The sequence below is a fragment of the Streptomyces regalis genome (assembly GCF_001509475.1).
GTDB lineage: Bacteria > Actinomycetota > Actinomycetes > Streptomycetales > Streptomycetaceae > Streptomyces > Streptomyces regalis.
In genome coordinates this window covers 1-1,403 of the sequence record NZ_LLZG01000194.1, presented here as the reverse complement: position 1 = coordinate 1,403, position 1,403 = coordinate 1, and the positions used below count along the sequence as shown (strand labels likewise).

Below are 1,403 nucleotides of genomic sequence, written 5' to 3'. Positions count from 1 at the left end.
GTGGTGAGGGGCGGAGGTCGGTGGTTTGAGCAACTTGGTGTGCAGATCCCGGAGTTCGGGGCCGGGGTCGGTGCCGAGGCCGTCGGCGAGAGCGTGGCGGGCGGTTTCGTACACGGTGAGGGCGTCGGCGGGGCGGCCCGTGTCGCGCAGGGCGCGGATGAGGAGGGCGTGCAGCGGTTCGTCGTACGGGTGCGCCGCGGTCAGTTCCCTCAGTTCCGGTACGGCGGCCTGGGCGCGGCCGAGTCGCAGATCCGCCTCTATGCGGGCTCGGGTCGCCTCCAGGCGCAGGGCCTCCGGGCGGGTCGCGGCGGCGGTGCGGTCGGGGAGGTCGGCCAGGGCGGGGCCGCGCCACAGGGCGAGGGCGGTGGTGAGGTGGTGGGCGGCGGTGGAGGGGTCGCCGCGGTCCAGGGCCGACGTGCCTTGGCGTACGAGGCGTTCGAAGGTGAAGAGGTCGACGTCGTCCTTTGTCGCCGTGAGTCGGTAGCCGCCGGGGGCGGAGGTGACAGCGTCCTTGCCTAGCGTGCGGCGCAGGCGGCCGATCAGGGCCTGGAGGGCGGCGGGGGCGTCCTGGGGTGGGGCGTCGGACCAGACCTCGTCGATCAGGGTGTCGGGGGTGGTGAGATGGCCGGGGCGTAGGGCCAGGGCCGTGAGTAGGGCGCGGAGGCGGGGGCCGGCTACGGGTACGGCGGTGCCCTGGTCGTCTTCGGCCTGGGTGACGCCCAGGATTTTGTACCGCACCGGGTCATTGTTGCGGGGGTGGCTGTGGGTGGCACGGGTTTTGTCGGCCTGGAGGGTCGGGGCAGCCGGGGGGCGTGGTGCTGTGGTCGGCCGGGTGCGCGTCGGGAGGGATCTCGCCCCCGCCGCCCCTACCCGTCCCATCCTGAAGGGGCTCCGCCCCTTCGACCCCGCCAGGGGGCTCTGCCCCCTGGACCCCCATCGGCCCTGAACGGGCCTCGTCCTCAAACGCCGGACGGGCTGGGATGCACGGACCGGCGCTGGGAAGTGACCGTCAGTACCGTGAGACGAAGCCCCCTGCGGGTGGGTGGGGGCTAGGGATGGTCGTGCTCGGCCTCAAACACCGGACCGGCTGAAATGCACGCACCGGCGCTGGGAAGTAACCGTCAGCACCGTGAGGCGAAGCCCCCAGTCGGGTGGTGAGGGCTAGGGATGGTCGTGCTCGGCCTCAAACGCCCGACGGGCTGAAATGCGCGGACCGGCGTTGAGATGTGCGCCCTGCCGTCGCACGAGGTGCATCCTGCCGTCATCGACATGCTTCCCGCCGTCGTACGAAGAACGTCCCGTCGTCGTCGACACGCGTCCCGCGTCGTACGAAGAGCCTCCCGCCGTCGCCCGAGAAACCCTGCGTTCAGGCACTCCCTACACCCGCCGCGCCGCCCCCGCCC

The 1,403-nt window shown here is 72.5% G+C and carries 1 protein-coding gene; it reads right to left on the bottom strand.

Translation table 11 applies throughout. The features are described from left to right. On the bottom strand, positions 1 to 738 hold a 738-nt coding region (locus ADL12_RS21780; protein ID WP_167364421.1), incomplete at its 3' end, for an AfsR/SARP family transcriptional regulator. Positions 739 to 1,403 lie beyond the last annotated feature (665 nt).